Here is a 7,237-nt window from a genome sequence, read left to right as displayed (position 1 = left end):
TATTGGCTGCGCGCAGGGCCCGTCCTTCCGGGTCGCGGCCCACTTCCACACTGCCCACTTCCACACTGCCCACTTCCACACTGCCCACTTCGGCCACGAGTTGGGCCTGTTGCCAGCGGTAGAGCAGCTTGGGGCTGATGCCCAGTTGCCGGGCCGCGGCTTGCGTGCTGCAGCTCTCGCTGGCCAGGCGCAGGGCCTCGGCCTTAAACACTTCGCCGCATTTACGCCGTTTGTCGGGCGACGTCCCGCTGGGTTTTGCTGCCATAACAGCAGAAATATACGTCCTTCTTCTGTCCGGCTTGCCTAGACCAACTCAGGCAAGCACGTGTGCGTGGTCACGACCCGCCGCTTGCGGCGGCGAATAAGCAGGCCGTGATCGGCCAGCAAGGCAAACAGGTAATCCCGGCCCACGCAGGGCGCATGCTCGCCCAAGCGCGGCAGCAGCAGAAAATACAGCTCGCGCGTGCCCAGGCGGGGCAGGTCTTCGCGGATGTCGGCTACCAGGGCCAGCACCAGCCCGTCGAGCAGGGCCTGCGCCGTAGCCCGGCGCTGGTGGTCATAAAATGCGTTTCGGGTCTTGCCAAACAGCCCACAGAGCGTGCCCACACCGACGTGCGGGTACTTCCGGCGCATTATTTCGACAGCTTGGCACCAGCCTTTTTTCGGATGTCAATCTTGTAGGCCGCTTCGGCCTGGTCAATCAACGTGTGCAGGGCTTCAATTTACCACTGCGCCTGCCGCAACTGCCTGGCCAGCCCCGCATTTGCATCGACGGGTGGGTCCGGCTCGGCCGTGAGCAGTAGCGCCTCGCTGGCCCGGTAGGCGGCCACCCACTGGCGCGGGGTCTTTTTCAGGCGCAGCTCGTACTTGAGCAAGGCCTCGTCTTCGCTCAGGCGTCCGTCGAGTAACTCGCGGGCAATGTGCTGCTTCTGGGCAACGGTGAATTGTTTGCGGCGCATCTGCGCGTATACGGCCGTGCCGTAGCGCTTGAGCCACGCCAGCAGCGTCATGTGGCCCACGCCGAACTGCTGCCGCACAGCCTGTTGCGACAATCCCGATTCGACCCGCCGGACGGCCTCTTGGCGGACAGAAATTGCATAATGATCATTTTTGCCCCTGCGTGGGGCTTGCGCGGCTACAGTTATAAATCAAGTGAATGGTGTATAGCTGTAGCCGGACGAGACAGCTTTTAGCGTCTACAAGCGTCCTTCTGGAAAAACGCCCAGTATCGGCATGATGAGATGAATAAGAGGGACGTTTTGGGAGGAAAAGAAAAGGGGATTAGCGCACTTCACGCAAGTTGCACGGACATATTTGCAATTAGATTGCAAATATGTCCGTGCAACTCCGATATCTTGCGCTATGATCCCTCGTCAGCTCACGCCCAAACTGCTGCAATTAGCGCAGACACTTCCTATCATTACCCTCACCGGCCCCCGCCAGTCGGGTAAATCAACGCTGGTGCGGGCCGCCTTTCCTGCCCTGCCTTACGTGTCGCTCGAAGACCCCGACATCCGACAACTTGCGCAGCAGGACCCGCGCCGGTTTCTGGCGGCCTACCCGCAGGGGGCCGTGCTCGATGAAGTGCAGCGCGTCCCTGACCTGTTCTCCTACCTGCAGAGCGTGGTGGATCAGCCTTCGCCCCCCACCGCCCCCTATGTGCTGACGGGGTCACAGAATTTTCTCTTGCTCGACGCCATTAACCAGTCGCTGGCCGGGCGCACGGCCGTATTGCGGCTGCTGCCCTTTAGTTGCGCCGAATGGCAAGCCGCCGGCCAGCTGCCGGCCAATGCCGATGACATCATCTGGCGCGGAGGCTACCCGCGCCTGTTGCGGCCGCACCTTTCCCCGGCGGATTTCTATCCCAGCTATATCCAGACTTACCTGGAGCGTGACGTACGTTCTATCCTCAATATCAGCGACCTGAGCGCTTTCACCCGGTTTCTGCGCTTGTGTGCCGGCCGAATTGGCTCCCCACTAAACCTGAGCTCGCTCGCCTCCGACTGCGGCGTGGCCGTGAACACGGCCAAGGCGTGGGTATCGGTGCTCGAAGCCAGCTACGTACTGTACCTACTACCCCCTCATCACGCCAATTTCAGCAAGCGGCTGATTAAATCACCCAAGCTCTATTTCTACGATACAGGCCTAGCCTGCTCGCTGCTCGGTATTCGTGAAGGCGCCCAATTGGCCTCGCACTACCTGCGCGGAGGCTTATTCGAAAACCTGGTCCTGACCGAAATTCTCAAGCACTATGACGCGTTGGGGCAAGTGGCACCGGTGTATTTCTGGCAGGATAAAACCGGCCGCGAAGTTGACTTCCTGCTCGAACAACCCACGGGCCTGCTGGCCCTGGAAGTGAAAGCGGGCCTGACACTGAGCACCGATTATTTCCGGCAGCTCGACTACTGGCGCGGCTTGAGTGGCGTGCCGGCCGAACGGGCGTACGTCGTATATGCGGGAACCACGACGCGGCCCACGGCCCACGGCACGTTGCTGCGACTAGCCGATTTAACGTCCGTATTATAAGTGGTGCGCAGAATTGACCGTGGCGGCGTGAGATCACAACAACGAGTACCTAAGGGCCCAATGCGCAAAATACATGTTCACAAGAACGACCGTGGCTGTTGCAGAACCCATGACCGGATTCGAGCGCGCTTCGTAGCAGAAGTATGCAAGGCAAGAAGCAGTACCTCGACAAAGAAGTGACCCGCTTTCGGCTCTCGGAGCGGATCCCGCCTCATAACCTTTATCGCCGGCTCGCTGAGCTGGTCGACTGGACGTTTCTCTACGAGCAAACACGCGCGCTTTATAGTCACACCGGACACCCGTCGCTCGATCCGGTCGTGTTTTTTAAGTTGGTGCTCGTGGGCCGACTGGAAAATCTGGTCAGCGACCGCCGCTTGGTCGAGCACTGCGCCCTGCGACTCGACATCCTCTATTTTCTTGGCTACGAGCTGGACGAAGAACTACCCTGGCATTCCACGGTGAGCCGTACGCGTCAACTCTTCCCCTCCTCCATTTTCGAGCACCTGTTCGATCATGTTTTTGCCCAATGCGTGGCGCAGGGACTGGTCGCCGGCGATACGCAGGCCATCGATTCAGCTCCGGTAAAGGCGAATGCTGCACTGGAAAGCATGCAGCCCAAGCAAGCCGCTACCGCCGATACCCCACTGTCCCCGGCGGTGCTCACGGCCCCGGCGCACCAGCTACGGCAGGAAGCTACCCGCCAGGCGAAGCGAAAAAAAGAACCGGGCGCGTTGGGGGCAACCCATAGCAAAGCCCGTTTGCTAAGCAATAAAACGCACTATAGCACAACCGATCCAGACGCCCGCGTGTCGGTAAAACCCGGCAAGGCCCGCGCCTTAAATTACCTCTGTAGCCTGGCGGTCGATACCGGTCACGGCGTTATCAGTCACGTTCAGGCGGACTTCGCTGACAGTCGCGACAGCGTGCACCTGCCGCGCATCGTCGGCAGTTTACAGCCCCGCTTGCAGGCACAAGGACTGTATTGGCACGAGCTGCTGGCTGATGCCGGCTACGCCAATGGGTTCAACTATGCTTTTCTGGAGCAGCGGGGCATCAGGCCCTGGATTCCGGTATTCGGCAAGTACAAAGCAACGGTCGAGGGCTTTACCTATAATTCGCTGACGGACACCTACACCTGCTTAGCCGACAAGCCGCTGCCGTTTCGCAAGTATGACACCAGCGCCGATGGTAACTGGCTCAAGATTTATTGGGCCGCCTATCAGGACTGCCAGCACTGCCCCCTTAAACCCACGTGTGTGCCCACAGCTAAGCGCAAGCAACTCACGCGCACGGCGTATGATCCAGCTTACCAACGGGCCTGGGCGCGGCAACAGAGTGCGCAAGGGCAGACGATGCGGCGCAAGCGCCAAAGCACGGTCGAGCCCGTATTTGGCAACCTGATCCATCACTATGGTCTGCGACGCGTGGGCACGCGCGGCAAAGCCGGGGCCCAGAAGACGATGCTCTTGACGGCGATTGCCTATAATCTGAAAAAGCTACTCAAGTATCAGCCCCGCAAAGGCAAGGTAATCGCCCTCGCCTTACCCCCACCACCGCCCGCGTGGCCTCCTTTTCGGTTGCGAACACGAAAAACAGTATCCCGCAGAAATCGCCACAGCAACTCAGTCCCTAGCAGGGCGAGTTCTGCAACAGCCACCCTCCTTTTGCTGAACACCCTAAGACAGGGCAGTGGGGGAATGAAACTTGCCTTATAAGGATGGAAACGGTTCAGTAAACCTGTTCAGTGAGTGAAGTTCAGTCAAGGTGGCCTTGCCGATAAGAAAGCTGAACTTCGCCAGATGAAAATCGGCTACGCCCGCGTCTCAACCCGCGACCAAAATCTGGAACTACAACTCGATGCGCTGACCCAGGCCGGGTGCGAGACCATCTTTCAGGAGAAAGTCTCCGGGGCCACCAAGGCCCGCCCCGAACTCGACAAGCTGCTGGCCAGCCTGCGCCAGGGTGACACGGTCTATATCTACAAGCTCGACCGGCTGGGCCGCTCGCTCAAGCACCTGCTTGATATGGTGGCGGAATTGGAGTTTAAGGGTGTGGCCCTGGTCTCGCTCACCGATGCCATCAACACCGCTTCAGCCCAAGGGCGGCTCGTATTCAACCTGTTTGCCTCGCTGGCCGAGTTTGAGCGGGAGTTGATTCGAGAGCGCACCTACGCCGGTCTGGCCGCCGCCCGGGCGCGGGGCCGGGTAGGGGGCCGGCCGCGAGGCTTATCGGAAGAAGCCCAGCGCACGGCCATGGTAGCCGAGACGCTCTACAAGGAGCAGCAGTTGGGCGTCAACGAGATTGCCCAGCGCCTGCGCATCTCCAAAGTCACGCTCTACAAATACCTGCGCCACCGGGGCGTCATTATCCATTCCTATCGTAAAGGCACGGCCAGCCAAGAGACTGAATAAGTGTGGGGCCGAATAATTGGCCGATGCTCCTAACATGCCATTCGCTCCGTTTTCTGAAATGCCTCCTACAGGGCAAGCCCTTGACACAATCCGGACGGCATTCGCACGCAACTTGCTCTTATTGGAAATTATTCGCTAATTTTACCATGTAATTAGAATAAATATCACTTGTTTTGCCTGCTCAGGTGTCTTAATGGAAAAAAGTAGCCCCTGGCCCTTACTGGTCTTTGCCACGTCCGACAAAGCCATCAGCCGTCGCATCCAGCAGGCCCGGCGGGCCGGCGAGTTGCGCCAGCTGCTGCCGCGGGTCTATACCCCCGACCTAACAACAGCGCCGGCCGTACTCGTGCGCCGAAACTGGCTGCCGATCCTGGGCCACCTCTATCCCGACGCCGTCATCAGCCACCGCTCGGGCCTGGATGCACAGCCAACGCCGGAAGGGGATATTTTTCTCACGTATAAGTACGCCAAGAAAGTGGTCCTGCCAGGGCTGATGGTGCACCTGGTGCCCGGACCGGGCCCACAGGAACTGGACCGGCCATTTGGCAGCACGACCCTCTCATTTGCCTCCGAACCCCGGGCCCTACTCGAAAACTTTCAGTTAGGCCGAGCCCGCGGCGGCATTAGCAAGACGCTGCCCGGATCGGCGGTAGAGGAATATCTGGAGCGGTTGCTACGCGTGCGCGGCGAGGATGGCCTCAACGAACTGCGCGACCAAGCGCGGACACTGGCCACGCATCTGGGCTGGGAAGCCGAGTTCGGTCGCCTCAGTCAGGTCATGGCGGCGCTACTGGCTACGGCACCCAGCAAGCTGCTTACTTCTCCCATCGCTCGGGCGCGGGTGCTGGGCCTGCCCTATGACCCTGACCGGGCCGAACTATTTGCCACCCTGCTCACGGCCTTGCGCCAGCACCCGCTATCCAGCCGCCCCGACCCGGCCGCCCAGCCCCCGGCCTACTATGAGCTGGCCTTCTTCGAAGCCTACTTTTCCAACTTCATCGAGGGCACCGTCTTCCAAGTAGATGAGGCCCACGACATGGTCGTGGGCAATGCGCCCGTGCCCGGCCGGCACGCGGATTCGCACGACGTGCTGAGCACGTATCAGTTGGTGAGCAACCTGGCCGAAATGCGGGTCGTGCCCACCACCGCCGACGAGTTGCTGGCTTTGCTGCAGCGCCGGCACGCCACGCTGCTGCGGGAGCGGCCCGACAAGCGCCCCGGCCAATGGAAAGAGCGCGCCAACCAGGCCGGCACCACCAACTTTGTGGAGCCCGAGCTGGTGCGCGGCACCTTACACCAAGGCTTTGCCTGCTACACGGCCTTGGAGCACCCGTTAGCCCGGGCCGCCATGATGATGTTCATCGTCAGCGAAGTACATCCCTTTGACGATGGCAACGGTCGCTTGGCCCGCATCATGCTCAACGCCGAGCTCGTCCGTGGGGGGCTGAGCCGCATCATCATCACCACCAGCTACCGCCAAGACTACCTGCGGGCCCTGCGCCGGTTGAGCCGGCAGCGCGACCCGGGGCTCTACTTGCGCATGCTTGACCGGGCCCAGGCCTTCACAGCGGAGTTGCAGGCTGATTCCTACCACAGGCTGAAAGCGCAACTTACCCAAGTGCGAGCATTTGACGAAGCCAATGAAGAGATGGTGTGGTAGGGCATCGGTTGTGCTTACCAATCCTGGTCTCATGAGCCAATCGTCAACGCAGGAAATCTCGCTGAAATCTCGCTTTATACGCTTGTAAGGCACTTTATCAGCAAATTACGGGGAGACGGTGAGCCCATTCATTCAGCTTGTACTGCTTCACCTGCCCCTTTTGACCACCCGTTAATCACGCTTAAAAGGGAGTCGGGCAGGTAGTTGATCGGTCATCATCAGCAAGCAGGAGGAGCAGCTGATGCTGATGCTAGATGACAAGACGTTTGATGGTAGGCTGTTACGTTCGTTGAACAGTCGTTTAACAAACGTGAGGTGGTCTAGAGCCTGTTATGGTCTAGTAGCGTAATTTGGGGTATGGCACAGCAAAGCGGATACCCCAGCGACGTATCGGATGCGGAATGGGCGTTTGTAGCGCCCTATCTGGCTTGGTGCGGGAAGATGCGCCGCAACGAGAATATGCGCTACGCGACGTGTTCAATGCCCTGCGCTACCTGGTCAAAACCGGTTGCGGCTGGCGCTATCTCCCCCACGACTTGCCGCCCTGGCCCGCGGTCTACCAGCAATGGGCCCGCTGGCGGGACAACCGCTGTTTTGAGCATATGATGGCCGATTTGCGCGAGCTCGCCCGCGTGCTGGC

At 59.9% G+C, this 7,237-nt stretch carries 7 protein-coding genes and 1 pseudogene; 5 read left to right on the top strand and 3 right to left on the bottom strand.

Annotation, left to right across the window (positions count from 1 at the left end):
- From BMY67_RS18620 to BMY67_RS18610, 3 genes are all read right to left on the bottom strand, one after another.
- The coding region (locus BMY67_RS18620; protein ID WP_143069931.1) for a transposase at nucleotides 1-265 on the bottom strand (265 nt) is incomplete at its 3' end.
- A 38-nt stretch (nucleotides 266-303) separates the two neighbouring features.
- On the bottom strand, nucleotides 304-633 hold the full coding sequence (locus BMY67_RS18615) for a hypothetical protein (RefSeq protein ID WP_092774298.1): 330 nt from the start codon (nucleotides 631-633) through the stop codon (nucleotides 304-306).
- An 89-nt stretch (nucleotides 634-722) separates the two neighbouring features.
- Complete coding sequence (locus BMY67_RS18610; protein ID WP_262490366.1) at nucleotides 723-1,094, bottom strand: IS630 transposase-related protein; 372 nt, start codon at nucleotides 1,092-1,094, stop codon at nucleotides 723-725.
- Between the two features lie 268 nt (nucleotides 1,095-1,362).
- On the opposite strand from BMY67_RS18610, the gene BMY67_RS18605 reads away from it, so the two are divergent.
- The 5 genes and pseudogenes from BMY67_RS18605 to BMY67_RS18585 all read left to right on the top strand — a co-directional run.
- Nucleotides 1,363-2,526, top strand: coding sequence for an ATP-binding protein (locus BMY67_RS18605; protein ID WP_092774296.1), 1,164 nt, complete (start codon nucleotides 1,363-1,365; stop codon nucleotides 2,524-2,526).
- Between the two features lie 143 nt (nucleotides 2,527-2,669).
- Nucleotides 2,670-4,241, top strand: coding sequence for an IS1182 family transposase (locus tag BMY67_RS18600; RefSeq protein WP_092774295.1), 1,572 nt, complete (start codon nucleotides 2,670-2,672; stop codon nucleotides 4,239-4,241).
- Between the two features lie 84 nt (nucleotides 4,242-4,325).
- On the top strand, nucleotides 4,326-4,937 hold the full coding sequence (locus BMY67_RS18595) for a recombinase family protein (protein WP_092774294.1): 612 nt from the start codon (nucleotides 4,326-4,328) through the stop codon (nucleotides 4,935-4,937).
- A gap of 193 nt (nucleotides 4,938-5,130) precedes the next feature.
- Nucleotides 5,131-6,597, top strand: a complete 1,467-nt coding sequence (locus tag BMY67_RS18590) for a Fic family protein (protein WP_092774293.1) — start codon at nucleotides 5,131-5,133, stop codon at nucleotides 6,595-6,597.
- A gap of 357 nt (nucleotides 6,598-6,954) precedes the next feature.
- Nucleotides 6,955-7,237: pseudogene (locus BMY67_RS18585) on the top strand (transposase); the annotation flags it as partial.

Origin of the sequence: Hymenobacter actinosclerus (genome assembly GCF_900111515.1) — a bacterium.
Classification (GTDB): Bacteria; Bacteroidota; Bacteroidia; order Cytophagales; family Hymenobacteraceae; genus Hymenobacter; species Hymenobacter actinosclerus.
The sequence above is the reverse complement of the archived record's forward strand: the minus strand, read 5'-3'. Positions and strand labels throughout refer to the sequence as shown.